This window comes from Roseibium album (genome assembly GCF_965233825.1).
Taxonomy (GTDB): Bacteria; Pseudomonadota; Alphaproteobacteria; order Rhizobiales; family Stappiaceae; genus Roseibium; species Roseibium album.
Genome location: NZ_OZ247583.1, coordinates 6,830,565 through 6,855,526, shown reverse-complemented (window position 1 = coordinate 6,855,526; position 24,962 = coordinate 6,830,565). Strand labels below are relative to the sequence as shown.

General features: G+C 56.9%; 24 protein-coding genes and 1 pseudogene. 12 read left to right on the top strand and 13 right to left on the bottom strand.

Annotation, left to right across the window (positions count from 1 at the left end):
• Positions 1 to 284: 284 nt before the first annotated feature.
• The 6 genes from ACO6TI_RS31470 to ACO6TI_RS31445 all read left to right on the top strand — a co-directional run bounded on the left by ACO6TI_RS31470 (position 285) and on the right by ACO6TI_RS31445 (position 6,327).
• Complete coding sequence (locus ACO6TI_RS31470) at positions 285 to 1,013, top strand: FadR/GntR family transcriptional regulator (RefSeq protein WP_055113364.1); 729 nt, start codon at positions 285 to 287, stop codon at positions 1,011 to 1,013.
• Complete coding sequence (locus tag ACO6TI_RS31465; protein WP_348316356.1) at positions 1,006 to 2,175, top strand: aminotransferase class I/II-fold pyridoxal phosphate-dependent enzyme; 1,170 nt, start codon at positions 1,006 to 1,008, stop codon at positions 2,173 to 2,175. Before ACO6TI_RS31470 ends, ACO6TI_RS31465 begins: the two co-directional genes overlap by 8 nt.
• Positions 2,176 to 2,213: 38 nt before the next feature.
• Positions 2,214 to 3,470 (top strand): ABC transporter substrate-binding protein, encoded by a 1,257-nt coding sequence (locus ACO6TI_RS31460; protein WP_029065894.1) that lies wholly within the window; start codon positions 2,214 to 2,216, stop codon positions 3,468 to 3,470.
• A 62-nt stretch (positions 3,471 to 3,532) separates the two neighbouring features.
• A complete protein-coding gene (locus tag ACO6TI_RS31455) occupies positions 3,533 to 4,396 on the top strand; it encodes a carbohydrate ABC transporter permease (RefSeq protein ID WP_235808824.1) in 864 nt (287 codons plus the stop codon).
• Between the two features lie 17 nt (positions 4,397 to 4,413).
• Positions 4,414 to 5,247, top strand: a complete 834-nt coding sequence (locus ACO6TI_RS31450) for a carbohydrate ABC transporter permease (protein ID WP_408009558.1) — start codon at positions 4,414 to 4,416, stop codon at positions 5,245 to 5,247.
• Between the two features lie 18 nt (positions 5,248 to 5,265).
• Positions 5,266 to 6,327, top strand: coding sequence for an ABC transporter ATP-binding protein (locus ACO6TI_RS31445; protein WP_055113354.1), 1,062 nt, complete (start codon positions 5,266 to 5,268; stop codon positions 6,325 to 6,327).
• Positions 6,328 to 6,367: 40 nt separating this feature from the next.
• On the opposite strand, the gene ACO6TI_RS31440 is transcribed toward ACO6TI_RS31445, so the two are convergent.
• Complete coding sequence (locus ACO6TI_RS31440; RefSeq protein WP_055114233.1) at positions 6,368 to 6,826, bottom strand: Lrp/AsnC family transcriptional regulator; 459 nt, start codon at positions 6,824 to 6,826, stop codon at positions 6,368 to 6,370.
• Between the two features lie 111 nt (positions 6,827 to 6,937).
• Here ACO6TI_RS31440 and ACO6TI_RS31435 point away from each other — a divergent pair, with 111 nt between their 5' ends.
• Positions 6,938 to 8,140 (top strand): methionine gamma-lyase, encoded by a 1,203-nt coding sequence (locus tag ACO6TI_RS31435; RefSeq protein WP_055114231.1) that lies wholly within the window; start codon positions 6,938 to 6,940, stop codon positions 8,138 to 8,140.
• 16 nt (positions 8,141 to 8,156) lie between these two features.
• Here ACO6TI_RS31435 and ACO6TI_RS31430 read toward each other — a convergent pair whose 3' ends face one another.
• Positions 8,157 to 8,627, bottom strand: a complete 471-nt coding sequence (locus ACO6TI_RS31430; protein WP_162497990.1) for an Lrp/AsnC family transcriptional regulator — start codon at positions 8,625 to 8,627, stop codon at positions 8,157 to 8,159.
• Between the two features lie 122 nt (positions 8,628 to 8,749).
• Between ACO6TI_RS31430 and ACO6TI_RS31425 the strand changes: the two genes are divergently transcribed.
• The gene (locus ACO6TI_RS31425; protein WP_422384065.1) at positions 8,750 to 11,122 is read left to right on the top strand and encodes a 1-deoxy-D-xylulose-5-phosphate synthase N-terminal domain-containing protein; all 2,373 of its coding nucleotides are present in this window, start codon (positions 8,750 to 8,752) and stop codon (positions 11,120 to 11,122) included.
• 80 nt (positions 11,123 to 11,202) lie between these two features.
• Here ACO6TI_RS31425 and ACO6TI_RS31420 read toward each other — a convergent pair whose 3' ends face one another.
• The 4 genes and pseudogenes from ACO6TI_RS31420 to ACO6TI_RS31405 form a co-directional block, all read right to left on the bottom strand.
• The gene (locus tag ACO6TI_RS31420; RefSeq protein WP_281932013.1) at positions 11,203 to 12,120 is read right to left on the bottom strand and encodes an alpha/beta fold hydrolase; all 918 of its coding nucleotides are present in this window, start codon (positions 12,118 to 12,120) and stop codon (positions 11,203 to 11,205) included.
• A 93-nt stretch (positions 12,121 to 12,213) separates the two neighbouring features.
• A pseudogene (locus ACO6TI_RS31415) lies at positions 12,214 to 13,110 on the bottom strand (TRAP transporter substrate-binding protein); the annotation flags it as partial.
• A 140-nt stretch (positions 13,111 to 13,250) separates the two neighbouring features.
• Entirely contained in the window at positions 13,251 to 14,558 is a 1,308-nt protein-coding gene (locus ACO6TI_RS31410) for a TRAP transporter large permease (protein ID WP_422384064.1), read from the bottom strand.
• On the bottom strand, positions 14,555 to 15,070 hold the full coding sequence (locus ACO6TI_RS31405) for a TRAP transporter small permease subunit (RefSeq protein WP_422384063.1): 516 nt from the start codon (positions 15,068 to 15,070) through the stop codon (positions 14,555 to 14,557). Before ACO6TI_RS31405 ends, ACO6TI_RS31410 begins: the two co-directional genes overlap by 4 nt.
• Positions 15,071 to 15,092: 22 nt before the next feature.
• Between ACO6TI_RS31405 and ACO6TI_RS31400 the strand changes: the two genes are divergently transcribed.
• The gene (locus tag ACO6TI_RS31400) at positions 15,093 to 15,608 is read left to right on the top strand and encodes a MarR family winged helix-turn-helix transcriptional regulator (protein ID WP_055113341.1); all 516 of its coding nucleotides are present in this window, start codon (positions 15,093 to 15,095) and stop codon (positions 15,606 to 15,608) included.
• Between the two features lie 68 nt (positions 15,609 to 15,676).
• Here the strand turns inward: ACO6TI_RS31400 and ACO6TI_RS31395 are convergent, their stop codons facing one another.
• The gene (locus ACO6TI_RS31395) at positions 15,677 to 16,549 is read right to left on the bottom strand and encodes a LysR substrate-binding domain-containing protein (protein ID WP_422384062.1); all 873 of its coding nucleotides are present in this window, start codon (positions 16,547 to 16,549) and stop codon (positions 15,677 to 15,679) included.
• Positions 16,550 to 16,643: 94 nt separating this feature from the next.
• On the opposite strand from ACO6TI_RS31395, the gene ACO6TI_RS31390 reads away from it, so the two are divergent.
• Entirely contained in the window at positions 16,644 to 16,847 is a 204-nt protein-coding gene (locus ACO6TI_RS31390; protein WP_144435926.1) for a hypothetical protein, read from the top strand.
• A gap of 58 nt (positions 16,848 to 16,905) precedes the next feature.
• Here the strand turns inward: ACO6TI_RS31390 and ACO6TI_RS31385 are convergent, their stop codons facing one another.
• The 6 genes from ACO6TI_RS31385 to ACO6TI_RS31360 all read right to left on the bottom strand — a co-directional run bounded on the left by ACO6TI_RS31385 (position 16,906) and on the right by ACO6TI_RS31360 (position 22,497).
• On the bottom strand, positions 16,906 to 17,610 hold the full coding sequence (locus ACO6TI_RS31385) for a GntR family transcriptional regulator (RefSeq protein ID WP_055113335.1): 705 nt from the start codon (positions 17,608 to 17,610) through the stop codon (positions 16,906 to 16,908).
• A gap of 461 nt (positions 17,611 to 18,071) precedes the next feature.
• On the bottom strand, positions 18,072 to 18,902 hold the full coding sequence (locus tag ACO6TI_RS31380; RefSeq protein WP_422384061.1) for an amidohydrolase family protein: 831 nt from the start codon (positions 18,900 to 18,902) through the stop codon (positions 18,072 to 18,074).
• On the bottom strand, positions 18,899 to 19,327 hold the full coding sequence (locus ACO6TI_RS31375; protein WP_055113331.1) for an RbsD/FucU family protein: 429 nt from the start codon (positions 19,325 to 19,327) through the stop codon (positions 18,899 to 18,901). The genes ACO6TI_RS31380 and ACO6TI_RS31375 overlap by 4 nt, the downstream gene beginning before the upstream one ends.
• Positions 19,317 to 20,369, bottom strand: coding sequence for an aldo/keto reductase (locus ACO6TI_RS31370; RefSeq protein ID WP_196896412.1), 1,053 nt, complete (start codon positions 20,367 to 20,369; stop codon positions 19,317 to 19,319). The genes ACO6TI_RS31375 and ACO6TI_RS31370 overlap by 11 nt, the downstream gene beginning before the upstream one ends.
• A gap of 14 nt (positions 20,370 to 20,383) precedes the next feature.
• Positions 20,384 to 21,094 (bottom strand): GntR family transcriptional regulator, encoded by a 711-nt coding sequence (locus ACO6TI_RS31365; RefSeq protein ID WP_055113325.1) that lies wholly within the window; start codon positions 21,092 to 21,094, stop codon positions 20,384 to 20,386.
• Between the two features lie 128 nt (positions 21,095 to 21,222).
• Positions 21,223 to 22,497, bottom strand: coding sequence for an L-fuconate dehydratase (locus ACO6TI_RS31360; protein WP_104700974.1), 1,275 nt, complete (start codon positions 22,495 to 22,497; stop codon positions 21,223 to 21,225).
• A gap of 178 nt (positions 22,498 to 22,675) precedes the next feature.
• Here ACO6TI_RS31360 and ACO6TI_RS31355 point away from each other — a divergent pair, with 178 nt between their 5' ends.
• The gene (locus tag ACO6TI_RS31355; RefSeq protein WP_104700975.1) at positions 22,676 to 24,199 is read left to right on the top strand and encodes a UxaA family hydrolase; all 1,524 of its coding nucleotides are present in this window, start codon (positions 22,676 to 22,678) and stop codon (positions 24,197 to 24,199) included.
• Complete coding sequence (locus tag ACO6TI_RS31350) at positions 24,199 to 24,936, top strand: SDR family oxidoreductase (protein ID WP_422384060.1); 738 nt, start codon at positions 24,199 to 24,201, stop codon at positions 24,934 to 24,936. The genes ACO6TI_RS31355 and ACO6TI_RS31350 overlap by 1 nt, the downstream gene beginning before the upstream one ends.
• Positions 24,937 to 24,962 lie beyond the last annotated feature (26 nt).

The following is a 24,962-nucleotide window of genomic DNA, read 5'->3' as shown; positions in this document are numbered from 1 at the left end:
AGTTCAAGTTTGCACTGGCCGGCTTCAGGTTCCCCGAAGCTGGCTGTTTTTTTGTTCTGGCCGCTCCGACGCATCGGATTTTTCCAGCAAGGATATCGCGATTTTGGTTCGGATTCACCGGAATTGGCGCTGAGAAATTTTGCTGTTTTAACCTAAAAAATCAATTAAAACAATCTCTTGATAGGAGAATCTATTTTTAAAAAAAACTTTGTCTGACATAATGTTTACAATGTCTGACAAAGTGATATCATTCGATCCAGCAACAGAAAGGTCGACATCGGTCCATGCCGGGAAAAGCACCGACAAAGAAACTCTCCACCCAAGAACACGCCGCAGAAGAGCCTCGTGATGTGCCGCACGCGCTCATCAAGCTGATCGAGGACGAAGGGCTGCAGGTTGGCGACCGGTTGCCACCGGAGCTGGAGCTCGTGCACCGGCTCGGTTTTGGTCGATCAACCATTCGCGAAACCCTGAAAACCTGGGAGAGCATGGGTGTCGTCAGCCGGAACAAGGGGGCGGGCACCAGGCTGATTGCAGAGATGTCCCGAAACACGTTGCGGGTGGCGCTGACCATCAAGCACGAAGCGGAAAGCCTGATCAGGATGCAGCAGGTCCGCAGGCCGCTGGAAATCGAAGCGGTGCGCCTGGCAACGCGGCTTGCCACCCCTGATCAACGCCGCGTCATCAACGCACGTGCTGCGGAACTTATTGCCGTTTTTGAGGCTGGTGAAGACTGGCGCCCGGCCGATCACCGATTTCACAAGGCGGTTCATGAAGCGACCGGCAATCTGCTGTTCGAACAGATCATCGACCAGATCCTGAAGTGCTTTCACGACATTTACGAAACGCCGTTCGGAAAACCCCATCTTGGTCAGGACACGATACCGCTGCACAAGCCGTTGGCCGCCGCAATCATCGCCGGCGACGAGGAAGAGGCCGCCGAACTGACCGCGCGTATCATCGACATGGTCTGTACCGAAACCCAGAAAATCGCCGAGGAATGCAATGACTGAGCGTCCTGATGGTGATTTTTCTATCGATACCTTGCTGGCCGCAGTCGCTGTCGGAGCGGGTGGCGCCGTTGTCCCACCCATCGTGCAGACGTCGCTCTTCTCGTTTGACAACTACAAGGCGTTCGAGGACCGGATGGCCGGCCGGTCCGATGATCCGCTCTACACCCGCGTCCAGAACCCGACCGTGGCGGCGTTCGAGAACATGGTTGCCGGCGCGGAGGAAGGCGAGGCAGCCGTCGGTTTCGCTTCCGGCATGGCAGCCATTTCCTCGACAGTTCTTGCGCTGGTCAATCCGGGAGACCGCATTGCCTGCGTAGAACATGTCTACCCGGACGCGTATCGGTTCTTTGAGCGCTTGCTCCGGCCTTTCGGAGTGGACGTCACCTATCATCCGGTGGATGATTTCGAGAATGACCCGGACCTGCTTGCAGGCGTGAAAATCGCCTATCTGGAAAGCCCGAATACCGTGGTGTTCCAGGCGATGAACCTGCCGAAAGTCGCAGCTCATGCGAAACGGCACGGCGCGCTCACGGTGATCGACAATTCCTGGGCAACCCCGGTGTTTCAGCGTCCGCTGACCCTCGGGGTCGACATCGTGCTTCACTCAGCATCCAAATACCTGTCCGGACATTCAGACACGGTCGCCGGAGTTGTTGTTGCCAATGCCGAACTGATCGGCCGGATCCGCGACCTGTCGCTGTCGTTGCTTGGCGGCAAGCTTGCGCCTTTTGAAGCCTTTCTGCTCACACGCGGGCTGCGAACACTCGGCGCTCGCATGAGGCAGCATCAGTCCACAGCGAACCGGTTTGTCGACAATCTTTCCGCCCATGCGCTGGTCAGAAACGTTCTGTCTCCCGGACCTAATTCTGTGCCGGGACTGACCGGACGGTCAGGGCTTCTGTCCGTCGAACTCGACGAAGGCGTCAGCATTCCGGATTTTGCAGATGCGTTGAAGCTGTTCCGTCTCGGCGTGAGCTGGGGCGGATTTGAAAGCCTGGTTCTGCCGGCGCAAATCGCACTCAACCAGGCCGGGGAAGAAAATTCCCTGCAGCATTTCGGAGTGTCCGGCCGGATCGTGCGGCTGAGCCTTGGACTTGAAGACCCCAGAGACCTTTGGGCCGATTTCGACGCGGCCCTCAACTTAAGCGCCAACCGGAAATAAGGCGTGTTGCAAAACCATCAGGGAACCAGGAGGAGACTATGAGGAAATTAATTGGAACGATCAGCGCTCTCGCCGTTATGGCCACGACTGCTGTACATGCCGAAACCTTGAAGCTGGTCGAGGTGATCACCAGCCCGGAACGCACCGAGGTTCTTCAAGGTCTGGTGGATGAATTCGAGGCGGCGAACCCGGGAACGGAGGTGGAAATCGTTTCTTTGCCCTGGGGGCAGGCGTTCGAGAAATTCGCAACGATGGTTGCGGGTGGAGACATTCCCGATGTCGTCGAAATGCCGGATCGGTGGGCCGGTATCTACAAGGACAGGCTTGTCGACCTGAACGACAAGATTGCAGGCTGGGAACACGGCAAGACCCTGACCCAGAAAACAGTCGACATGGGTCGCCAGACAGACGGCAAGTCCATGCGGATGATCCCTTACGGGTTCTACCTGCGCGCCCTGTTCTACAACAAGAAACTGCTTGAAGAAGCCGGCGTCGCGGCGCCACCGAAAACCATGGAAGAATTCATGGCGGCTTCCAAGGCGGTGTCCGAACTCGATGGCAAGTATGGCTATTGCCTTCGCGGCGGCCCAGGTGGGCTCAACGGCTGGATCATGATGGCCGCCACCATGAACGGCGACAACACCTTCTTCGACGAGAACGGCAAGAGCACGCTCAATCAGCCGGGTTCGGTCGAAGGCATCCAGTTTCTGATCGACCTCTATCAGAACGGGTATGCGCCGAAGGATGCCGTCAGTTGGGGCTTCAACGAGATCGTGGCCGGATTCTATTCGGGCACCTGTGCATTCCTTGATCAGGATCCTGACGCGCTGATCGCGGTTTCGGAGCGTATGGAGCCAGAAGATTTTGCCGTTGTTCCGATGCCTGTCGGCCCGGGCGGCAAAGCCTTCCCGACGATCGGGTTTGCCGGATGGGGAATGTTCGACACCACCAAGGATGAAGATCTGTCCTGGAAGCTGATCGCGCATCTCTCCAACCCGGAAGCCAACAAGACCTGGGCAAAACGTGTCGGTGTCATTCCGATCCACGAAGGCGCCGAGCAGGATCCGCATTTCAAGACCGAGCAGTTCGCAGGTTGGTTCGAGACGCTCAACGGTGAGCAATACATCCCGACCGTCATGCCGACCTACCTGGAACAATTTGGCTACTTTGCTGACTCAATTGCGCTCGAAACCAGCCAGGAAGCGCTTCTTGGCCAGATCAGTGCACAGGAAGTAGCCGACCAGTGGGCCGCATTCCTGACCGAAGAATACGGCCGTTGGAAAGAAGCTCAATGACAGCTCGCGCTGACAACGCGCCCGGGGAGACCCGGGCGCGCGGTTCATTTTACATTCGCTACATGGTGGAGCCCTATCTCTACCTGTCGCCAGCGGTGATCGTGATTGCCCTGGTCATGCTCGTTCCTTTGGTGATCGGCATTTCCTATGCCTTTCAGGCGGTCAATCTGCTTCGGCCATTCGATACCGGCTGGGTCGGGTTCGAGAACTTCCAGGCGCTTTGGAGCGACCGGAAATTCTGGCTCGCGCTGAAAAACACGTTCTGGTGGACGGTCGGTTCCATCACCTTCCAGTTTTTCCTGGGTCTTGGTCTGGCACTTTTGCTGAACACCCGGTTTTACGGCAAGAGGCTCGTTCAGGCGCTCGTGTTCCTGCCGTGGGCTGTCCCTACTTTTCTGTCCGCGCTGACCTGGGCGTGGCTCTTCAACCCGACGATCGGTCCGCTGCCGCACTGGCTGGCAGCGCTCGGTATTCTTTCTGAGCCTTACAATATTCTTGGAGACCCGGATCTGGCCATGTGGGGGCCCATAACGGCCAATGTCTGGTTCGGCATTCCGTTTTTCGCAATCACGCTTCTTGCGGCACTGCAATCGATACCCGGTGAGCTTTACGAAGCTGCCGAGATCGATGGCGCGTCCGCCTGGCAGACATTCACCAAGATCACGCTGCCTTTTCTTGCTCCGATGATCGCCATCACCGTGATGCTGCGCACCATCTGGATCGCCAACTTCGCGGACCTGATCTTCGTCATGACGGGTGGCGGACCTGCAAATTCAACGCAGATCCTTTCCACCTACATCTTTACGACCGCGTTCAGGAAGCTCGACTTCGGTTATGCCTCCGCGATTGCCGTTGCGCTGCTCGGCCTGCTCCTGATCTATGCGGTCGTGCTGCTTGTTCTCCGCCGCAAGCTCGTCAAGATTTGAGGCCTGCAATGAATGCCTTGCGTCAAAGTTCACCATTGGCCGTGACCGGGAAATACCTGGCGCTGGCCTTTTACGTGGCCTTCGCACTTTTTCCGCTCTACTGGCTTGCCAAGATTGCGGTCACGCCCGACAAGCTGATTTTCAGCGAAGGAACCGCGCTCATTCCGAGCAAGTTCACCTTCGAGAATTTCCAGACGGTTCTGCTGCAAACTGATTTTGTCGCCTATTTCCGAAACAGCCTCATTGTTTCCATCGGAACCGCCGCCATTACAACGGTGATCGCGGCTGCCGCCGGCTATGCGTTTTCCAGGTTCGATTTCCGGGGCAAGAGACTGATCATCGCGCTTATGCTGATCACGCAGATGTTTCCCCTGCTGATGATCATCGCACCGATCTACAAGATTGTTGCGGCGCTCGGGCTCCTGAACTCGCTGACGAGCCTCATCATCGTCTACACGGCATTCAACATACCGTTCGCCACCTTCCTGATGCAGTCGTTTTTCGACGGTATCCCGAAGGACCTTGAAGACGCGGGAATGATCGACGGCTGCACGCGGTTCGAAGCCCTGCGCAAGATCGTGTTGCCCCTGACACTACCGGGTCTTGGTGCCACGCTCGGCTTTATCTTCACCGCAGCCTGGAGCGAACTTCTGTTCGCGCTGATGCTGATCAATTCCAACGACGCAATGACGTTTCCCGTGGGGCTTTTGACCTTTGTGTCCAAGTTCTCCGTGGACTGGGGACAGATGATGGCGGCGGGCGTGCTCGCACTGGTGCCGTCCTGTCTCTTCTTCATCTTCATTCAGCGGTACCTGGTCCAGGGTCTGACGACCGGAGCAGTAAAGGGCTGACGCCCCAGGGAGGACGATGTGGCAGGCATCGAGTTGAACAATATCGCCAAGTCCTATGGTTCCGTCGAGGTTCTGAGGGATATCAACCTGACGATCGAGGACGGTGAATTCATCGTTCTGGTTGGACCGTCCGGGTGCGGAAAATCGACCCTTCTGCGCATGATCGCGGGTCTTGAGCCGATCACCGGTGGTGAATTCCACGTCGACGGCAGGCGCATGAACGAGGTGCCTCCGCGTGACCGGGACATGGCCATGGTATTCCAGTCCTATGCGCTTTATCCGCATATGGATGTTTCGCGGAACATGGGTTTCTCGCTGGAAATCCGAAAGGCGCAGAAGGAAGAACGCAGCCGAAAGGTCGGCGACGCGGCCAGAACGCTCGGGTTGACGTCTCTTACGGAACGCCTTCCCCGGGCTCTCTCCGGCGGTCAACGTCAGAGGGTGGCGATGGGACGTGCCATTGTTCGTGATCCGAGTGCCTTTTTGTTCGATGAACCGCTTTCCAACCTTGATGCAGCCCTGCGGGTTGAGATGCGCCTGGAAATCGCGCGTCTTCACCAGCGGCTAAATGCGACCATGATCTACGTGACACACGATCAGGTGGAAGCCCTGACCCTGGCGGACCGGATCGTTGTGCTCAACGCCGGCGATATCCAGCAGGTCGGAACGCCGCTGGATCTGTATGAGCGGCCTTCCAACAAGTTCGTCGCGCAATTCATCGGCTCACCGACGATGAACATTCTCGGTGTCGACCGCGCGGAGACCGGGGTGAAGCTGAAGGACGGAACGATCCTGGACGTCGGATCCAGGGGAGAACAGAAGAGGGCGCACGAATTGGGTGTGCGCCCGGAACACCTTGATGTCGTGCCGGAGGAAGCGGCGCACATGAAAGGAGTGGCCGAACTCGTTGAGCATCTGGGATCCGATACCAATATTCATGCAAGCGTTCCCGGTGTCGGTCCCGTTCTGGTGCGCCAGCACGGGCATTTCCCGTTGAAAACCGGAGACGCCGTCAACATCGCGGTCGATCTTGAAAAAGCCCACCTCTTCGGGCCGGACGGGGTTCGTCTGGCCGCATAAGATCCATCTCGGCTGAAACTGGTTTCCGGTTTCGGTGACGTCAACCAAGTGCCGGAAACACGGCGGTCTTCTTCACCGTACCGTAGACGAAACTTGTATCTATGGAGGCAATGCCGCCGATCGGGTGTATCCGGTTGCGGATGAAATCCTCGTAAGCGTCAAGGCTCGCGACAACCACGCGCAACTGGTAGTCCATGGCTCCGGTCAGGACGTGGCATTCCAGCACTTCATCGATTGTCTGAACCCTGCTTTCGAAATGGCGGACATCCTCCTCGTTGTGTCGTTCGAGGCGAATGCGAACGAAAACGGTAATCGGCAAGCCGTATGTCTTTGGATCGACATCCACTGAAAATCCTCGAATGGCCCCCGAATTTTCAAGGTTCCGCAAGCGCCGGAGGCATGGAGACGGAGACAGGTTGACGGTTTCGGCAAGTTCCTGATTGGTCATCCGTCCGTCCTTTTGCAAGGCCCGGATAATCTGGCGGTCTTTTGAGTCCATTTGAATGCTCATTGGTAGATTCTGCTAATTTGAATACTAATACTGGTAGATTTTGAAATCTATCGCCCCTTGGCTTCAAGTATGTTGCTTAAAGACAAGAAGGAGACTGTCATGAGCCGAGCCAAGGGATTTGCAAGTCGCGCTATCCACCATGGGTATGAGCCGCGAGACAACGAAGGTGCATTGACGCCGCCGTTGCATCTGACGTCAACTTTTGTGTTCGAGACCGCCGAGGCTGGGGGAGAGCTCTTTGCCGGCGAGCGTTCGGGGCATGTCTACAGCCGGATTTCCAACCCCACGCTGGACCTTCTCGAGCAGCGGATTGCCGAGCTGGAAGGTGCAGAGGCAGGACTGGCTCTTTCATCAGGAATGGGTGCCATCACGTCGACGCTCTGGACGTTGGTGGGTCCGGGCGATGAGATCATCGTCGACAAAACGCTCTACGGCTGCACCTTTGCCTTCATGCGCCATGGATTGTCCAGGTTTGGTGTCAAGATTTCGCATGTGGACATGACCGATCCGGAAAACCTGCGCGCGGCCATATCCGAGACGACGCGCGTCGTATATTTCGAAACGCCTGCCAACCCGAACATGCGGCTGGTGGACATTGCCCGAATTGCAGATATTGCCCACGAGGCAGGCGCGACCGTTGTCGTCGACAATACTTATGCAACGCCCTATCTGACCCGCCCGATCGAGATGGGTGCCGATATCGTTCTGCATTCGGCAACCAAGTATCTGGGCGGTCATGGCGATGTTGTCGCCGGACTGGTGGTCGGCAATTGCGAACAGATCGGTGAAATTCGTCTCGTCGGCATGAAGGACATGACCGGCGCAGTTATGGCACCGTTCAACGCGCTACTGATTCTGCGCGGTCTGAAGACCCTGGCCCTGCGAATGGATCGTCACTGCGCGACGGCCCAAAGAGTTGCGGAATGGCTGGAAACACACCCTGCCGTTTGCAAGGTTCATTTTCCGGGACTTGAGAGTTTCGAGCAGCATGAACTGGCAGAACGGCAGATGGACCAACCGGGTGGCATGATCGCATTCGAACTCGAAGGCGGACTTCAGGCCGGCAGGGAGATGATGAACGCACTCTTGATGATCCAGCGGGCGGTTTCGCTCGGCGACGCGGAGACGCTGATCCAGCATCCGGCCTCGATGACGCATTCCACCTATACGCCCGAGGAACGGGCAGAGCATGGTATCAGCGACGGTCTTGTCCGGCTTTCCGTGGGTCTGGAAGATCTGAATGACATTCTCGACGACCTGAACCAGGCAATGCCGTCAAAACCGGTCGCAGCGGCGGCGTGACACGTGGTGTCAGGTTCTACGGTGTTCTGGCAACCCCCGACTTGACGCGGCGCAAAGGGATCGAGCTTTCGATATTGGCAACACCTGGAACCTTGGTGAGTTTCCCGGTCAGGAACGTTTCGAAAGCTGCAAGACCTGTCGTTGCCACGCGCAGCAGATAGTCACGGTTGCCGGTCATCAGCCAGCAATCGACCACTTCAGGAAATGCCTGGATTGCATTTTCAAACTGGTCCAGCGTCACGTCGACCTGCTTGTCGAGCTGAACCGAAACGAAGACAGAAACCTCGTAGCCAAGGGCGACCTCATCGATCAGGGCGCAGTAGCCGGTTATGATCCCGACGTCTTCCAGATGACGCAAGCGGCGTGCGACGGGGGTGGCGCTGAGCCCAATGCGTTCAGACAATTCCTGCAGGGAAATCCTGCCGTCGGTTCTCAACTCCCGCAGGATCTGAATATCGAATGCATCAATTTTGGTGGAATTCACCACTATCGTTCTCCAGGTGAGGCGTATTCCCCAAAACTTAGCCAAAATGGGTAGGAAATAGCAAGAATCCCATTCAACTCCGTCGCTAAATTGGGCGAAAGCATCGGATTAACAGGACCTTCGCAATGAACACCGAGCATCTCAAAACGATCGAACAACGGCTGCTTTGGCTGTCACATTGGATGATCCATCACGCCAATCACATCCGGCCGAAGGCCGACGGGATCAAGACAGGCGGCCACCAGGCAAGTTCCGCGTCGATGGTGTCGATCATGACCGCGCTCTACTTCTCCGCACTCAGACCGGAGGACAGGGTTGCTGTGAAGCCGCACGCCTCACCGGTCTTTCACGCGATGCAATACCTGATGGGCAACCAGACGCGTGAGAAGATGGAAAACTTCCGTGGTTTCGGCGGCGTTCAATCCTATCCATCACGTACAAAGGATATCGACGACGTCGACTTTTCTACCGGTTCGGTCGGCCTTGGTGTCGCGATTACTTCCTTTGCATCCCTGGTACAGGATTACATTGATGCAAAATCCTGGTCGAAAGACCGCTCGCTTGGCCGGATGATCGCGCTGGTCGGCGATGCGGAGCTTGATGAAGGCAACGTCTACGAGGCTTTGCAGGAGGGCTGGAAGAACGATCTGCGAAACTGCTGGTGGATCATCGACTACAACAGGCAATCCCTGGACGGCATTGTCCGCGAAGGGTTGTTCGACAGGGTAGAGAAGATATTCGACGCATTTGGCTGGGACGTTGTCAGGGTCAAGTACGGGGCCTTGCAGCGATCCGCTTTCGGTGAACCGGGTGGTGAGCGTTTGCGGCAATGGATCGATGCGTGTTCCAACCAGGAATATTCGGCTCTGACCTTCATGGGGGGAGCGGTCTGGCGTCAGCGTCTGATGGATGATCTGGGAGATCAGGGAGATGTCACTGCCTTGATCGACCGGCGCAGCGATGAACAACTTGCGGAACTGATGGAAAACCTCGGCGGCAATTGCACCGAAACCATGGCCGGGGCCTTCGCGGCAATCGATCACGACCGTCCGACCTGTTTCCTCGCATATACCATCAAGGGCTGGGGAACACCGATTGCTGGTCACAAGGACAATCACGGCGGCCTGATGAACAAGGCCCAGATGAGTGCCTGGCAGACGCATATGGGCGTGCACGAAGGCGACGAATGGGAACCGTTCGCAACGGTTGAGGACGTTGCCGGACTGGAGGCGTTTCTTGACGAGGTCGCGTTTTTCTCGAAAGGAAAACGCCGCTACTCGGACGCGTGTATCGATGTGCCCGGGATCGACCTCAAGTCAGGCGGGGAAACATCGACCCAGATGGCCTTCGGCAAGATACTCGATGATCTTTCGAAGGGAGACAGCAGGCTGGCACAACGGATCGTTACGACTTCGCCGGATGTCACCGGAACTACAAATCTGGGTCCCTGGGTCAATCGCCGCAAACTGTTTGCCCGCCACGCCAAGGCCGATGCCTTCATCGAACATCGTATTCCCTCCACCGCAAAGTGGGAGTTCACGCCAGAGGGCCAGCATATCGAGCTTGGCATTGCGGAAATGAACCTGTTCCTGTTGCTTGGAGCCGCCGGACTTTCACATACTCTTTTCGGCGAACGTCTGATCCCGATTGGAACGGTCTACGATCCGTTCGTCTGCCGCGGGCTCGATGCCTTGAACTATGCCTGTTATCAGGACGCGCGGTTCATGATCGTCGGGACACCATCCGGCATAACATTGGCACCTGAAGGCGGCGCGCATCAGTCTATCGGAACACCGCTGATCGGCATGAGCCAGGACGGTCTTGCCGCGTTCGAGCCGGCTTTTGCCGACGAACTCGCGGTTATCATGGAATGGGCCTTCGATTATCTTCAAAGGGATGGTGAAGGTGATCCGGATGAACGCACCTGGTTGCGCGATGAAACAGGAGGGTCGGTTTATCTGCGGCTTTCCACCAACCCGATCGAACAGCCGGTTGCGCGGGCCGACGATGCCTTCCGGCAAGGAGCAATTGACGGCGCATACTGGCTGCGCAAACCCGGACCGAATTGTGATGTCGTGATCGCCTATCAGGGCGTCGTTGCGCCGGAAGCGATCAAGGCTGCGGGTCTGCTCGCCGGCAACCGGCGGGACGTCGGTGTTCTCGCCGTAACCTCGGCTGATCGGCTCAATGCAGGCTGGACCGCGGCGCAGCGGGCGCGTTCGCGCGGCAATGATCTGGCAATGTCACATATCGAACGTCTGATGAGAGACCTGCCTGCCCATTGCAAACTGATCACCGTGATTGACGGACATCCGGCGACCCTTGCCTGGCTCGGCAGCGTTGCCGGCCATCAGACGATCCCGCTTGGCGTCGAGCATTTCGGCCAGACGGGGACGATCGGTGATCTCTATCGTCACTTCGGCCTTGATGCAGACTCGATCATCGAAAAGGTCAACGGTCTGACGCCCGGCCGGCGGATTCAACTGGTGCAAGGGTGATCCTGCCCGCGTTGTCGATCCAGAACAGGGCGGTCGGGAGGTGACCGTTCAATCGATCAGGAATTGTCACCTGCAATTCCCTAAGCCAGCGCCTGAAGACAGGCGGACAGGCAGTCTTCGCTGCCATGGTCGAGCATCGGCATGTGTGTGTGACCTGACCTCAGGTCGTGACCGGATCGGATCAGTGTGGCCCTGCCGCCGTGCTTCCTGTTCGTCACGACCCAATCGCTCCAGTGCTGTTGTCTTTCCCGCCAGCGGTGGTCGATGTCCAGAAAGTCGCCGGCAAAAAGAACCGTTGGAACGGGTGCCGCCAGTTCGGGGTCGCTCAGGCGTGTGGATGGTTCAATACCGATGAAACCGGCGAACAGGTCCGGAACCTCCGCCATCGCATCCAGGGCGATCTCACCTCCTTGGCTGTGACAGATGATGATGGCCGGGCCGAGCCGTTTCAAAACAGCGACCAGCGCGGCAACGTGCAAGGGGGTTGTGGTGAGCCAGCGCGGCACCAGCATGCGCGAGAAGGCGTCGAACGACTTCACGGGAAACTGCCCATTTTCGAACGGAGTGCGAGTTGAAAACCCGCCTGACGGTCCGATCCTGAACAGCGTCCAGGCTTCCTGCTGCGAACGACAGATCGGGTCTCCTTCCCAGATCCCGGTCGCAAAGCCGGAGCGGCCACGTTCGACGTTGTCAACAACATGGGTTTCGTAACCGAGCCCAACCAGATGATTGACCCAACCCGGGCGACCGTCCGGCGTGGTTTCCCAGGTGCTGCCGTGCATACCCCCACCATGGACCAGGACGACCGGCGGTGAACTGTTGCGATTTGCCGGCACGAAATACTGAACGTATGCGTGCTCGATCGCAAAGTGACCCTTGGGATCGTAGGTGTAGCTGGCCGAGCGGGTGAACCGGATATTCCGGGGCTCGCCCACCGTCACCTCGTGCACACGACCGGCGACCGTGTAACTGCCGAAGTCCGACAGGCTGTAGGTCAACGCTGATGCTCCTCTAATATCCGGCACACTCATGGGTGCATTGCTGGCTGCACCCCGCTCGGCAGGGGCGGGGTGCGTGTTTTGGAATTGCAGTCAGTTCAGATCCGACAGGTTCTGATATTCGTTATAGTTCGCGGCAAACGCGCGATAACTGTCGATGACCTTCCTGAACATCTCGTTTTCAGCAGATTTTTCAGCATAGACTTCATCAGCGGCTGCGCGCAGGGCATCCATGACGCTGTCCGGGAACCGTTTTATCTCAACACCGTTTGCCCGGAATTCCTCCAGGATCGGGCTCTGCGCACCCGCAGCTACTCCCATTGCGTAGAGATTTGCATCAGCACATGATACCTCAATCGCGGTCCGTTGGGCGTCCGTCAGTCCGTCCCACCTGTCCTTGTTCATGTAAAACTCGATGAAGCCCGCCGGCTGGTGCCAGCCAGGGAAATAGTAGTGCTTTGCGACCTTGTCGAAGCCGAGCAGTTTGTCGACCAACGGGAAGCTGAGTTCAGTGGCATCCAGGCGCCCGGTTTCGAGCGACGTGGAAATTTCACCCGCAGGCAGCGACATGGCGTTGGCACCAAGCTTGGCAAGAATTGCGCCGCCCAATCCACCTATCCGGATATTCAGCCCCTGCAGGTCCTCCGGGCTGTCAATCGGTTTCGTGTACCAGCCACCGGCTTCCGAAAGGATCACTCCACAAGCCATCGGGACGAGGTTGTAAGGCTCATACAGTTCCTGCCAGAGTTCCAGTCCACCGCCGTGATGCAACCAGCTGACATAAGATAACGGATCACCGCCAAAAGGTACGGAGCCGAACAGCGCCGCAGCGGGCTCTTTTCCGGAAGCGTAGGCCGCATAGGACCAGGCGGCATCGATCGCTCCGGCACTGACGTTGTCGAAAATTTCAAAGGGTGGTGACAGCTCTCCGGCGAGCAGGTAATCGAACTCGACTTCGCCGCCGGTCAGGGTGCTGATATTGCCGACGAAACGCTCGGCTGCCGGATTGAGAACAGGCAATGCACCGAACGCGCTTTGCAGCGTGAATTTTTCGGCCTGTGCCCCGGATGCGGTTAGCGCAACAAGCGCTGCGGCCATAAGTGTTCGTTTCATGGTTATTCCTCCCTTGGTCATATCAACCCGGTGATCAGTCCGGGAAACAGGATCAGCAGCGCCAGCACCAGGAGCTGCAATGCGATGAAAGGAGCGACGCCGCCATAGATTTCAGGTGTCGACAATCGATCACCGACCGCGCCCCGCAAATAAAACAGCGAAAAGCCGAATGGCGGCGTCAGGAAGGATGTCTGCAGATTGACGGCAACCAGAATCCCGAACCAGATCAGGAGCGCATCGCCCGCAAGGCCGTTTCCAAAGTCGAGCCCCGAAACAATCGGTGCGAAGATCGGCATCAGGATCAGGGTTATTTCGAGCCAGTCGAGCACGAAGCCGAGCAGGAAAATCGAAATCATCACGACAGCCAGGACTGTGTAGGGCCCATCGCCGAATGCTAGGATGCCGGTTTCCACAAGATCGTCTCCGCCAACTCCCTTGAAAACGGCCGAAAAGCATGTTGCTCCGATCATCAGAAAGAGAACTGTAGAGGTGGTGATCACCGTCTTGCGGGCGGCGTCGGATACCATTGCGAAGCTGAACCGGCCATAGAGCAACGTCATCAGAATGGCGCCAAAGGCACCCAGGCCGCTTGCTTCCGTCGGTGTCGCCACGCCGGCGATAATGGAGCCAAGAACGGCAGCCACAAGCCCGAGCAGCGGGCCGAGGTCCAGAAGGACCTGAAGGGGAGACGCCCGGTCGTCCCTGGTTATCCGCGGAAGGCCCCGTGACCGCCAGATCACGAAGAAAGCGTAAACCAGCACCAGCAGAAGGCCGGGGCCAATCGCGCCGGCGAACATCGACGGCACCGGCGTTTGCAACTGATCGCCGAGAATGATCAGCATGACCGACGGCGGGATCAGGATGGCAAGTGTGCCTGAAGCCGTCACAAGACCTGCTGTTGTCCGCTTGTCGTAACCGGCCTCCAGAAGCCGGGGCAACGCGAGCAGGGCGAGCAACACGACGGAGGCTCCGACAATTCCGGACGATGCAGCGAGCAATACCCCGACGACCAGGACTGAAATTCCCATGCCGGCAGCACTGCCGCCGAGTGCCTTCTGCGCGGCGCGGAGCGAACGTTCGGCAACGCCGGAGACTTCCAGGACCAGTCCCATGAAAATGAACATCGGGATCGCAACCAGTAACCAGTTGGACAGGACATTGGCATAGATGCGACTGATCAGGAGGTTGAAGAATGCGATCGGCAGATCCGAGATCAGAATGAACAGGGCAGCCGAACCGGCCAGAACCATGCCGACCCGATAGCCCAGCAGGATCGCGCCGAGTGTGAGACCGGCCATGGCAAGGGGCAGGAACGTCTCACTCATCTGACGGTCCGGATGAGACGGAGGGATTCAACCAGAACGGCGAGCGCCAACAGAAAAAGACCGACTGGCAGAATGGATTTTATCAGCCACAAGTCGTTTAGCCCACCATTGCGCGAGGCTTCGTCTGATGTCCAGGCGCGTAGCATGAATCTTGACGAAGCCGGCAGCATGAAGAAGAAAAAAGGAACTGCGAATAGCAGATTGCCTGCCAGATCAATGCGAGCCTTCCATTGAGGCGTCATCGGATTGTAAAGAAAATCCACCCGGACATGCGTTCCTTGAAGCCAGACCAGACCGGCTGGTACCAGTCCGATAATCACCAGAATATGCCATTGAAAATCCAGCAGCGAGTTCAGCGTGATCGCCTTGCCCAAAAGTGGGATATCGGCCTGGAAAGAAGCCAGCGGATTAATGTCCAGTGCGCTGCATACCACCTGGAGGACAATCGCCCCCATCAGCACGACGACCCCGGCGGCAAGAATCTTGAGGCTGACTTCCCGAAACGCTTTCACAGGCCTCTCCTTTTAGCTCCATATGGAACTATATATTTCCATCTGGAGCAATCTTTATTTTTCCATTATCGTGATGCTTATGAAACTGCTTGGTATTCTTGATGCGACGCCGTTCCCGATCGGCTATCGAATTTCATTTCTCACGAACTTCTGGCGCGAGCCTCTCCTGAGATGGATGGAGCGCGACACGGGGCTGATCCGTCCGGAATTGACAGTGCTCATGTGTCTCAGCTTTCAGAAGGACCTCAACGCGCGTGATATCTGTGAAATCACCGAACAGCCTTCAAACACGGTCAGCCGTGCAGTTACTTCGTTGAGTGATAAAGGCCTGATTTCGCGTGTACCGGACACGGTGGATACGCGACGCCGCGTTTTGAACATAACCGAAGAAGGGCAAGCGGTTCACGACCGCCTGATGGCCCGGTTCGCCGAAGCGGAAAAGGTGATGCTGGAAACGCTTTCAAAGCAGGAAGTCGAAACACTTGAACACCTGCTCGACAAGCTGGCCCGCGATGTGCCGCGCTGGCGCCAACCCTAACCCTAACTTGCCATCTGGTCAGAAACAGAAATCCTGGTTTCAGGGCCGTGATACGACTGGCATCTTCCTCAGGAAACGGCTTGCAGTTCGCCTTGTCCAAGCTTTGTCAGAAGGAAGTTCGCCGCGAGAGATACATGTGCTTCGCATGGGCTGGATTGATGAACGGATATCACAACTTCTGAAAGCGGCGGCAGGCCTGTTGTTCCGTCTATGACCCTGAGGCCGGAAGGTATGACGGATGCCTCCATCGCGGATACTGCTGATCCGTCCGCCAGGGCCTTCTCCATCAGACCAATGCTTCGGGTTGAATATGCGATGCGCCAGGAGCGGTCGATGCTTTTCAATGCATCCAGGGCGATCTCTCGACAGACACAACCGGCAGGGAATAGTACCAGTGAAAGCGGTTCATCGGGGTCGTCCATGAAATCGGGTGAGGCAACCCAATGAAGCGGTTCATGCCTGGCAATCTGTCCGGCAACTGCATCAGGACGATGTGTGGCGATGACCACGTCGAGTTGCCCCTGTTTCAGCATGGGCAGCAGGTCGCTGGCATTGTCGCACGTTACCTCGAACTGCAATCGCGGGTGCTCCTTTGCCAGGGCGGACAGGAGAGGGGGGATCAGAAATGTCGCGTAGTCATCCGGTGCCCCTATTCTGACCAGTCCGGCTGCCTCCGGGCGCTGAAGATGCGACAGAGCCGCGTCGTTTGCTGCCAGAATACGGTTTGCGTAAACCAGTAATGCTTCACCGGTTTGCGTTATGGAGACGGATTGACGGCTTCGCTCGAATAGTCGCTTTTCAACAATGTCCTCAAGCCGTTTGATCTGAAGACTGACTGCCGATTGCGTGCGTCCGACAGCCTCGGCAGCGCGTGTAAAGTTACGATGCGCAGCAACAGCAACGAATGATCGCAGAAGGTCCATTTCGAGATCACGTTTCATGCTGTATCATTTTCAGATCTCATCACGATAAGCAATATTATTCGTTTTTCTAATTATGTGCCTGGATCTACGGTTGCCGCAGGAGGTCCAGAAAATGCTAGATTTGTTCGCCAAATCCATGTTCGTGGCAACGCGGGTTGCTCCCTTGACCGGCCTGGCAGGCAGCGGAGACCTGCGCTCGCCGCTAAGCCTCAAAGTCGATGTGACAAAGAAGAAATCAGTATCAGGGAACAAAGCGCACCGGCAAAGGCTATCTGCGAACGCGGACAAGCGCAGCCGGTCAGGTCCGGCAGATTAGCGTCCATGCAATGTCCGCAGACATTGACGAAACTACCGGCAACGTCGGGCTGGACTGTTCAGAGCGGGTTTCTTGTTTCTGTCAGGCTGATGCCGAGCCCCGCCAGGATGCGACGGCGGGACATGAAGATGTGGTTTCGGGCGGCCAGTCCCAATCCGATCGGGTCTTCCAAGCGGATCAGACGGGCTAACTCGTCAAGTTCATCCGAGACTGCGACTATCACTTCACCCCAATTCAGAGATGGAAGCGAAATCAGCCACATGCGGGAAGTCTGGAAAAAGAGTTTCAGCATCATGTCACGCAAGCAACTGTTGGTGATCAACGATATCAGTCCGGTGTAGTAGCGGATATTGGCCCGGCCGAACCCGACCACATCACCCGGTTCGAGTGCCTGGAACACTTCCTTGTAGTCGACGAATTGCCTCGCCGTTCCCTCTGGAAAAGGCGAAGCGAAGAAATCCCCGGCGGATTGCGCCAGAATCATGCGTACAGTGTAAATCTCAACCAGCTCTTCAGGTTCGACCAGTGAAACCACGTTGCCGACACCGTGCTTCACCGCGAGCAATCCATCATGCTCAAGCGTGGTCAGGACGTTGCGGATCGGGGTACGGCTGACTTCAAATTCTTCCGCCAGATCGGTTTCGCGCAATTTGCTTCCCGGTGGATATTCTACCGCGCAGATGCGATCCCGCAGAATTTGGTAAATCAGCTCCTTTCGGGCGTGAGAGGCGCTGCCGTCAGTGTCGGTGCTGGACTGTGTCATATAGCAACCTTGAACGGTATTTCTCAGTCAATGTGTATGTCGTCAGCGCAGAAGCTCAGTGAAAATGAACTAATTCATGTTTGTCGTCTTAGAATGCGCCAAGTTGTATACTTCACTGAGATTTAAGAGACATCGCATTTTATAAAGAAACAATGCCGGTCGCAAGCTTAGCCGCGCACGCTATATCGTCATGGCGATCGCAAATCTGCAAAGCGGGCGCAAGCAGTCCATTTTAATAACGAAAGCGTTTGCGGGGATTTCACAAACCAGCAACCGGGTGAGTTCATGCTGAGCGTGAATACACGTCTCCGGTCGGGCGCTTCTGATTTCTCGCCACCGTCAGATGATCGCTGTGTTGCGCCATTCAGATTGAGCGATGTTCATTCCCATGTCGAGCAACACCATGAATCCTGGGTGGCAGACTGGTGATCCCGACGGCGTCCAAATTATCGGTGCCTTCGCTAGTTCAACCCATAAGCACGCAGGGCATTAAGCCCCAGAACGGCGTCTTTTTCATCGGGCGTGAGGCCGTTCAGAAGTGTCTCCGTGGCTTCGACCCATCTTTCGTAACTGCTTGCCAGAAGGCAGACCGGCCAGTCGCTGCCCCAGAGAATCCGTTGCGGGCCGAAAGTTGACAGAAGGTGATCGACATAGGGACGCAGATCATCGACCGACCAGTCCGGTTTTGCTTCGGTGACCAGGCCGGAGAGTTTGCAAAAGGCGTTTGTGTCTGTTGCCAGTTGTTTCATGCTGGCCGCCCAGTCGTCGATCAGGCTGTCACGGATCAGAGGTTTTGAACCATGGTCAATGACGACCCTCATGTCCGGGAAACGGATGAGGAGTGCAGACAGGTTTTCAAGGTGCCGCGGAAAGGTCAGCGCATCGAAAGTCAGGTCGTTTGCGATCAGCGCTTCGAAAGCCGGCGTCAGAATGTCCCGCAACATCCAGTCGTCATCTTCTAGGTCCTGGATCATCGGCCTCAACCCCACGAGAGCCGGGTGGGCGGCCAGGTCCGAAATGATCTGAGGAGCATCGGTGCTTTCGAAATCGACCCAGCCGACAACACCTTTCACGGCCGGGGAATTGTCGGCCAGCGACAGCATGAAACGGGTTTCTGCAAGCGTGGGAGCAGCTTGCACCAGTATGGTCCCCGAAATGCCGTGGGCCTCAAGGTTGGGAGCAAGATCCGAAGGCAGAAAATTCCGGTAGATGGGTCCAAGTTCCGGCGTGAGCCAGTGATAGTCACCACGTGCGATATCCCAGAAGTGTTGATGCGCATCGATCCGTGTCATCCGATCACGCCCTTCTTGAGAATGATATTGCCGTAAAAGCGCCGCTCACCCGTTTGCACGATGGCAAATGTCCCGGCAGCCCGTTCGTAGAAGGCAAACCGTTCCAGCGTCTGGATCTCGGTCGGTTTGTCGGCGGTTTCGTTGATTATCCGCTGAAAGTCCGCAACTGCCTCAGGGACGGCGTCCGGGTCTCCGACAACCTGCATGGTCAGGGCGGGATCAGGGACGAAACTGTCCAGTGGCATGACGGAGAGGATCGCCTCAAGGACTTCGCTCGCCGTCGAACCATCCGCCCGGATGCAGTCAGGCCCGATGCCTTCGCCGGGAAAGTTCGCATCCGAAATGACGATTTCATCGCCATGACCCATGGCGCGCAGGACATATAGAAGTTGCGGCGAAAGGATCGGGTTGATGTTACGCAGCATGAGTGGTCTCCGAAGGGAATGGCGCATCGGGACGGATTAGTCCCTGGTCGCGAAGGTCCGACCATAGTGCGGCAGGGATCGGTGTTTCCAGAACCTCAACATTCGCACTCACCTCCCGCGCATTGACCGCGCCGGGGATCACGGTCTTGACGCATGGATGCCCGAACACGAACTGCAGCGCAGCTGCGATCAAGGGTGTGTCATGAGCCTTGCAGACGGCTTCAATGTTCCTGACACGCTCCAATACATCGTCGGACGCATCGTCATAATTGTATTTTGCGCCCGGGACAGGCCCGGTTGCCAGGATACCGGAATTGTAGGGGCCACCCAGAATGATGCCAACGTCGCGTTTTTCGCAAAGCGGGAGGAAGCTCTCCAGTGCCTCCTGCTCCAGCAGCGTATAACGGCCTGCCAGCAGAAATCCGTCAAAGTCGCCCAGACCGAGAAGTTTTTCACAGACCTGCCATTCATTCACACCGGCGCCGATGGCGGCCACATCACCGGCATCTCTCAGTTCGCGCAGGGCACGATAACCGCCTCCATCAAAAAGTTCCCTGACCTTGGCGTCGCTTGCTTCCTGTGAACCCTGGGAAAAGGCGCAGACGTCGTGGACGAGCAGAATGTCGACATTGGCGACGCCCAAACGCTTACGGCTGGCTTCGTAACTGCGCATCACGCCATCATAGGTATAGTCGAAGACAATGCGTTTCTGGGGAACATCGACAAAGGCTTCCGGAGTTACCTCGTGCGGTTCGCAGTCTAGGAGAAGGCGGCCGATTTTGGTGGACAGTTGAACGTTGTCGCGACCGACCCGTTCCAGTGCGACACCGAACCGCTCCTCAGAACGGCCGAGACCGTATTGAGGAGCCGTGTCGAAATACCGGATGCCGGCATCATAGGCGGCCTGCAGGGCAGCTTGTGCATCTTCCTCGGAGACCTTGCGGTAGAGATTTCCAAGCGGCGCACCACCGAAGCCCATGCGCGTCAGGGGAACGGGCCGTTTGGTCCGGGCGTTCAAAAGTGTGGTTTCGGTGACCTTCATGCCTGGTTCCTGTCTCAACGGGATTGGAATAGTTCTGGGCGTGTTTCAGCAAGGGCTTCGATACGTGGCATCAGCTGGCCCAGGTGGTGCCGCATAGCGCGTTGTGCCGCGTCCGCGTCCCGCGCCCGGATGGCGTCAACCACTGCCTGATGTTCATCCAGCGTCTCCGTTGCTCGCCCCGGTGTCGGCAGCAGCAGCATCCGTGCCCGGGTAACCTGCAATGAAACCATTCTGGCGACGGTCTTCAGGCGGGGATAGCCGGTGAACAGCATCAAAAGCGCATGGAATTCTTCGTCGGCCTGGTAAAATCCGGAATAGTCAAGATCTTCGACAAGCAGGGTCTGTAACCGCAGGTTCCTGTTGATCTGGGCGAACTGGTCCTCGCTCCGGTCTTCCGCAACCTTGGCCACGCTGGCAAGTTCGAGAGCCTGACGCAGAAATGTGCCTTCACGAATGTCTTCCATCGAAAAGTAGGCGACCCGCGTTCCAGACTGTGGAATCACATCGACGAGGCCTTCGTTTGCAAGACGTGCGATCGCCTCGGAGACCGGTGATCTTGAAACTCCCAGCTTTTCGCACACTGGTCCCTTGCGTATCACCTGTCCTGGCAGGAACTGTAGTGACAGGATAGCCTCCTGGAGTGCCAGGTAGACCTTGTGCGCCAGCGATCCATCAAAAGCGCTGATATCCTGAAGTCTGGTTGCGTCGATATCGGTCGTATTCATTGCCGCCTCTGGTTGACTAACATGTTAGTTTTCATAGTCAGCAAGTCAAGCGAGTTCGAAGAGCGCCGCGGTGTCGCAGGCATGATGGGAGAATCGGGTGTTACTGGCGGAACGGAAGCAGCAATACCTCAAGGCTGAAATTCGAATCGCTCCAGGCTGTCTTCCTTGATCTCGATCGAGAAACCAGGCTGGACGGGTGGAAGATAGGCGCCGTTTTCGACGGTGCAGGGAGCAACGAAATGCTCATGCAAATGGTCGACGTACTCGATACGCCGGTCATCTTTTTTGCAGCTGATCGCAAGATAGTCGATCATCGACAAGTGCTGAACATACTCGCACAGGCCAACGCCGCCCGCGTGAGGCCAGACCGGAATGTCGAATTTATGTGCCAGGAGCATGACTGCCAGCACCTCGTTCAATCCCCCCATCCGACAGCTGTCGATCTGCACCACATCGATCGCCCCCGCGGTGATAAACTGCTTGAACATAATGCGGTTTTGACACATCTCACCGGTGGCGACCTTCACCGGGGCGATGGCGTCGTGAATTGCCTTGTGACCCAGTATGTCGTCGGGACTGGTTGGCTCCTCGATGAAATACGGGCGGGCAAACGACAGTTTTCTGACCCAGTCAATCGCCTGATCGACTTCCCAGACCTGGTTGGCATCGATCATGATGTTCATTTCGTCACCCAACTCTTCGCGTGCGATGGTCAAGCGACGGATATCGTCGTTCAGATCCCGGCCGACTTTGAATTTTGTATGGGTGAAACCCGCCTTGCGTGCCGCACGGCACAAGTGGCGCAGCTTGTCATCGGAATACCCCAGCCAGCCGGCGGATGTGGTGTAGCAAGGATAACCTTCTGCGTGCAGTTTTTCGACGCGTTCCGCTTTGCCGGATTCGGACTTTCGCAGGATAGCAAGGGCTTCGTCCGGTGAAAGTGCGTCGGTCAGGTAACGGAAGTCGACGAGTTTCACAATCTCTTCAGGTTTCATTTCCCCCACGAGCCGCCACACCGGTTTGTTTTCGGTCCTGGCCCACAAGTCCCAGGCAGCGTTGATCACTGCACCCGCCGCCATATGGATGGCACCCTTGTCGGGACCTATCCAGCGCAATTGACTGTCCCCGGTGACATGTCGCCAGAAGCGCCCCATGTCCTCGGTGATCCATGCCAGATCGAGCCCGACTACCAACGGTGCGAGAGCCTCGATGGCAGCGATGCATATTTCGTTGCCCCGGCCGATCGTAAAAGTCAGGCCATGACCTTCATGGCGACCATCTGTTTCCATTATCACGTAGGCGGCCGAGTAATCGGGATCGGGATTCATCGCATCCGAACCGTCGAGGGTGTCGGAAGTCGGGAACCGCAAGTCGTGTGTTCGGACTCGAGTTATTCTGGTCATTTCATCCCCCGTACAATGGATCCAATAGCGTCGAGTTGCCGGGGAGTGCTTGCGTCCTGACCCGCATGAATCTTTTTCGCCTTTGCTGACTAACATGTTAGTTGACATAGTCTGCAAGTCAAGCTAGTTCTCTGGCCTGGTTGAAACAAACCCGCGGCGACAGGAGAGGGGCGCGCAAATGAGTGGAGGCGACGTTCTCAAGCTGCAGGCCAAAGACAATGTGGTCATTGCCCTGCGTGCACTTCCGGCCGGCTCGGAGCTTCAAGGTGTGGCGGAGCCCTTGTCTGCGGCCGTCATGCAGGGGCACAAGATTGCGTGTTCGACAATCGCCGCCGGCGAAGACGTTCTGCGTTACGGTCAGATCATCGGTCAGGCCAAAGTACTGATCAAGCCTGGGGAACATGTTCACACGCATAACCTGGGAATGGACGCCCACAATCTGCAGGACTACGAATTTGCCACGCAGAAAGACGCTCTCGAGCCGATTGCAGGCCAGCGCACATTCGATGGTTACCACCGGGCGGACGGCAAGGTCGGCACCCGCAATTATGTCGGTATCCTGACATCGGTGAACTGTTCGGGCTCAGTGGCGCGTTTCATTGCGGAGGCGGTTGAAAAAACAGGCCTTCTGGATGAATTTCCCAATGTTGATGGCGTCGTTCCGATCGTGCATGGCACCGGATGCGGCATGTCGGGTGAGAATGAGGGATACGCTGCGCTGTTCAGAACCTTGTCCGGCTATGCCCAGCATCCGAATTTTGGCGGCATTCTGCTCATTGGGCTTGGCTGTGAGGTGATGCAGGTTTCGGATCTTGTCGGCGGCAGGTCGATCCGGGCCGATGGCGCATTGCGATACATGACAATTCAGCATGAGGGTGGAACCCGGAAGACCATCGAAAAAGGTCTGGAGGAACTCCGCGGGATCTTCGAAATCGCAAACAGAGCGACCAGATCACCGGCGCCGGTCAGCGAAATTACCATTGGTATGCAGTGCGGCGGATCCGACGGCTATTCCGGCATTACAGCCAATCCTGCGCTTGGGTTTGCCTCGGACCTTCTGGTTCGTCACGGCGGCACGACCATTCTCTCCGAAACTTCGGAAGTCTACGGCGCCGAACATCTGCTTACCCGTCGCGCCCAGTCGGTCGAGGTGGGAAAAAAACTTATCGAACGGATCCACTGGTGGGAGGATTACACCGCCCGAAATGGCGGTGAGATGGACAACAATCCCAGTCCGGGAAACAAACGGGGCGGGTTGACGACAATCCTTGAAAAATCACTTGGCGCAGTCGCGAAGGGAGGGACCGCTCCGCTTGCGGACGTCTATCAGTTCGCAGAGATTGTCGACAAGAAAGGCTTCGTTTTCATGGACAGTCCAGGGTTTGACCCCTGTTCCGTCACCGGACAGGTGGCCTCGGGCTCAAATCTCATAATTTTCACAACCGGCCGGGGATCGGTCTCCGGCTACAAACCTACGCCGTGCATCAAGCTGGCGACGAATTCCGAAATGTACGCACGAATGTCCGGCGACATGGATCTCAATTGCGGGGACATCGTCACGGAGGGCATCAGCATTGAAGCAAAAGGCGAAGAGCTTTTCGAATTGCTGATCCGTGTTGCTTCAGGTGAACAGACCAAGAGCGAAGAGCTCGGCTTTGGCGGCGCGGAGTTCGTGCCCTGGCAAATAGGAGCGGTAATGTAATGCGGCTGCAAGGAAAGACTATTCTCGTAACCGCGGCGGGTCAGGGCATGGGCCGGGCCAGCGCGATAGCATGCGCCGCCGAGGGCGCACACGTCATTGCGACCGACAGGGACGAAGCATTGCTTGCAGGGCTCGATGCGATGGAAACCAGGGCGTTGGACGTTACCGATGGCGCTGCGATTGCACAGCTGGCGTCCGACATTCCGGACCTGGACGGTATGTTCAACGTCGCGGGCTTTGTTCATCACGGATCGCTGTTGGACATATCCGACGAGGATTGGGCTTTCAGTTTCGATCTGAATGTCACGTCAATGATGAAGCTGACCCGCGCCTGTCTTCCCGGGATGTTGCGCAAGGCGGAAACGACAGGGTCTGCGTCCATTGTCAACATGGCTTCCATGGCCAGTTCGATAAAGGGATTTCCATTCCGAACCGCATACGGCTCGACAAAGGCCGCCGTGATCGGCCTGACAAAAGGGATTGCGTCGGACTTCGTTTCCAAAGGTATCCGTTGCAATGCGATTTGCCCGGGGACGGTGGATACGCCGTCGCTTCGTGGCCGCATTGATGCTGCTCCCAACCCGGTGCAGGCAGAAAAGGACTTTGTAGCAAGACAGCCCATGGGGCGTCTGGCAGTGGTTGGAGACATCACGCCTCTGGCCGTCTATCTCCTCTCCGACGAAAGCCAGTTTGTCACCGGTCAGGCGCTGCTGGTCGACGGTGGCGTGACGATCTAGAGCGGCAGGGGGGCTGGTCGTGGCAC

Bases quoted from the DNA above. Each gene is read 5' to 3' on its own strand.
- ACO6TI_RS31455 (WP_235808824.1), top strand. From the start codon at position 3,533: ATGGTGGAGCCCTATCTCTACCTGTCGCCAGCGGTGATCGTGATTGCC.
- ACO6TI_RS31375 (WP_055113331.1), bottom strand. From the start codon at position 19,327: ATGCTGCGTAACATCAACCCGATCCTTTCGCCGCAACTTCTATATGTC.
- ACO6TI_RS31425 (WP_422384065.1), top strand. From the start codon at position 8,750: ATGAACACCGAGCATCTCAAAACGATCGAACAACGGCTGCTTTGGCTG.
- ACO6TI_RS31460 (WP_029065894.1), top strand. From the start codon at position 2,214: ATGAGGAAATTAATTGGAACGATCAGCGCTCTCGCCGTTATGGCCACG.
- ACO6TI_RS31365 (WP_055113325.1), bottom strand. From the start codon at position 21,094: ATGAATACGACCGATATCGACGCAACCAGACTTCAGGATATCAGCGCT.
- ACO6TI_RS31410 (WP_422384064.1), bottom strand. From the start codon at position 14,558: ATGAGTGAGACGTTCCTGCCCCTTGCCATGGCCGGTCTCACACTCGGC.
- ACO6TI_RS31370 (WP_196896412.1), bottom strand. From the start codon at position 20,369: ATGAAGGTCACCGAAACCACACTTTTGAACGCCCGGACCAAACGGCCC.
- ACO6TI_RS31385 (WP_055113335.1), bottom strand. From the start codon at position 17,610: ATGACACAGTCCAGCACCGACACTGACGGCAGCGCCTCTCACGCCCGA.
- ACO6TI_RS31465 (WP_348316356.1), top strand. From the start codon at position 1,006: ATGACTGAGCGTCCTGATGGTGATTTTTCTATCGATACCTTGCTGGCC.
- ACO6TI_RS31355 (WP_104700975.1), top strand. From the start codon at position 22,676: ATGAGTGGAGGCGACGTTCTCAAGCTGCAGGCCAAAGACAATGTGGTC.
- ACO6TI_RS31435 (WP_055114231.1), top strand. From the start codon at position 6,938: ATGAGCCGAGCCAAGGGATTTGCAAGTCGCGCTATCCACCATGGGTAT.
- ACO6TI_RS31350 (WP_422384060.1), top strand. From the start codon at position 24,199: ATGCGGCTGCAAGGAAAGACTATTCTCGTAACCGCGGCGGGTCAGGGC.
- ACO6TI_RS31470 (WP_055113364.1), top strand. From the start codon at position 285: ATGCCGGGAAAAGCACCGACAAAGAAACTCTCCACCCAAGAACACGCC.
- ACO6TI_RS31440 (WP_055114233.1), bottom strand. From the start codon at position 6,826: ATGGACTCAAAAGACCGCCAGATTATCCGGGCCTTGCAAAAGGACGGA.
- ACO6TI_RS31380 (WP_422384061.1), bottom strand. From the start codon at position 18,902: ATGACACGGATCGATGCGCATCAACACTTCTGGGATATCGCACGTGGT.
- ACO6TI_RS31360 (WP_104700974.1), bottom strand. From the start codon at position 22,497: ATGACCAGAATAACTCGAGTCCGAACACACGACTTGCGGTTCCCGACT.
- ACO6TI_RS31400 (WP_055113341.1), top strand. From the start codon at position 15,093: ATGGAACTATATATTTCCATCTGGAGCAATCTTTATTTTTCCATTATC.
- ACO6TI_RS31390 (WP_144435926.1), top strand. From the start codon at position 16,644: ATGCTAGATTTGTTCGCCAAATCCATGTTCGTGGCAACGCGGGTTGCT.
- ACO6TI_RS31395 (WP_422384062.1), bottom strand. From the start codon at position 16,549: ATGAAACGTGATCTCGAAATGGACCTTCTGCGATCATTCGTTGCTGTT.